Annotated in this window: 3 protein-coding genes and 1 pseudogene; all 4 read left to right on the top strand. The window is 37.8% G+C overall.

Going from position 1 to position 1916, the window contains the following annotated elements; translation table 11 throughout:
* Positions 1 to 432 (top strand): annotated as a pseudogene (locus BUB45_RS19245) (virulence-associated E family protein); the annotation flags it as partial.
* A 310-nt stretch (positions 433 to 742) separates the two neighbouring features.
* Positions 743 to 1030 (top strand): PDDEXK family nuclease, encoded by a 288-nt coding sequence (locus BUB45_RS19240; RefSeq protein ID WP_073013503.1) that lies wholly within the window; start codon positions 743 to 745, stop codon positions 1028 to 1030.
* A complete protein-coding gene (locus tag BUB45_RS19235; RefSeq protein ID WP_073013501.1) occupies positions 1023 to 1541 on the top strand; it encodes an NUMOD4 domain-containing protein in 519 nt (172 codons plus the stop codon). The genes BUB45_RS19240 and BUB45_RS19235 overlap by 8 nt, the downstream gene beginning before the upstream one ends.
* 67 nt (positions 1542 to 1608) lie before the next feature.
* A partial coding sequence (locus tag BUB45_RS19230; RefSeq protein ID WP_244527781.1) for an SNF2-related protein occupies positions 1609 to 1916 on the top strand: 308 nt, incomplete at its 3' end.

The following is a 1916-nucleotide window of genomic DNA, read 5'->3' as shown; positions in this document are numbered from 1 at the left end:
GTTGATCAATTGTGGGCAGAAGCTGTTATGAATTGGCGGCTGGGCGAGTCCCTGATTCTAACAGGAGAACTTTTAGAAGAGGCGAAACGACAACAGGAAGGCCATGCAGAACAAGATCCTTGGGAAAGTATTATTAAAGAATTTGTAGAACGTAAAGTACCAGTAGACTGGAATAAAAAGGACATAGCTACAAGGAAGCTTTATTGGTCGGGTGAATTCGGAAGCATTGACACAGAAACAGTCGAACGTGACCGTGTGTGTGCTGCTGAAATATGGGTGGAATGCTTCAACGAAAAGGTAAATCGCTTGAAACGTTCCGAAACCATGCGCATTAATGATATTTTAAGTAACTTGGAAGGTTGGGAGAAGCAAAAAAACCCCTACAGATACGGACCATACGGGAAAGTTAAAGGTGGGTTTATCCGAGTTTGAAAATGTCTACTTTCACAATGAAAAACGTCTACTTTGATTTCGTTTTGTCTACTTTGAAAAAAATGGAAATGTCTACCTTGTCTACTTTGTTTTTATAGAAAGTAGACGGGTAAAGTAGACGTTTAAATCCTTGGTATATCTATATTTATATTATTTTGTCTACTTTGTCTACTTTAAATATATAAAAGTAAATAAATAGATATATAGAGGTATTAGGCAGTTACTATATACGCCTAATCGCCCTGTTTATGTACTATATACGTGCATGCGGAGTTAAGGTTAACAATTTGATTTCCGGAGGTTTGAAAAAATGCGAGAAAAAGATATAGAAGAATACCTAAGAAAAAGAGTTAAAAAATCAGGTGGAAAAGCGTATAAGTTCGAGTCACCCGGGAATGATGGTGTGCCTGATCGATTAGTTATTTTCCCGGGTAACAATATTTACTTTGTTGAGTTAAAAGCACCAGGGAAGAAGCCAAGACCTTTGCAATTAAAGCAAATAAGGGATATATCAAGTTTCGGTTGTGAAGTATTAGTGATCGATTCAAAAGATGCGGTGGAAGATTTCATACAAGAAGCGAGAGGTGCAAATGGTTAAGTTTAGAAAAAAGATTAAAGGATTTGAGGGTTTGTATGAAGTGGATACCGAAGGAAATGTTTATTCTACGGTGCAAAACTCTTCTAGGCGTAAAAAGAAGCTAAAACCTTACATTAACACGGGAGGATACTTGCGAGTTAATCTTTACGACGAAAACAGTAAAGTCCATAAAAGATACGTACATCGAATTGTAGCCCAGACATTCATACCCAATCCAGAAAATAAACCTGACGTTAATCATATAAACCCAGATAAAGCTGATAATTCAGTGGAAAATCTAGAATGGTGCGATGCAAAATACAATATTGCGGAATCGAGAAGATTAGGATTACAGCAGGATAAGACAGTAAAAGCTATTTCCATTTTAACGGGAGAAGTAAGAGAGTATACGAGCATTAAGAATGCGGCAATGGCTTTAGCAGGGAAAAAATGGGCCTTTGATCCGTTAAGAAAAAAGTACAAAAATAAATTCTACTACAAAGAATGGAGAATCGAGGTGATGCCCGCATGAAGTTCACACCACACGCTTATCAAAGATATAACATTAACCGGATTTTAACCAATCCAAACCTAGCGCTTTGGTTGGACATGGGTTAGGCTTAGGCAAAACTGTAATTACACTAACTGCTATTAACGATTTAAAATACAACCGTTTCGCAGTGAATAAGGTTTTAGTGATTGCACCGAAGAAGGTAGCCCAAGGTACTTGGACGAATGAGGCTAAAAAGTGGAATCACCTTCAACTATTGCGTTTTTCTATCGTGCTTGGCAGCCAAACGAAGCGTATTAGGGCTTTAAACACACCAGCTGATATATACGTGATTAACAGGGATAACGTAGTATGGCTAACTGACTATTACCGTAATTCTTGGCCGTTTGACATGGT

The sequence above is a fragment of the Virgibacillus chiguensis genome (genome assembly GCF_900129865.1).
GTDB classification, from domain to species: Bacteria; Bacillota; Bacilli; order Bacillales; family Amphibacillaceae; genus Virgibacillus; species Virgibacillus chiguensis.
This window is presented reverse-complemented; position numbering and strand designations above follow the sequence as displayed.

What these genes read in the sequence shown, in the direction of transcription:
- BUB45_RS19240 (WP_073013503.1), top strand. Translation starts at nt 743, where the DNA reads ATGCGAGAAAAAGATATAGAAGAATACCTAAGAAAAAGAGTTAAAAAA.
- BUB45_RS19235 (WP_073013501.1), top strand. Translation starts at nt 1,023, where the DNA reads ATGGTTAAGTTTAGAAAAAAGATTAAAGGATTTGAGGGTTTGTATGAA.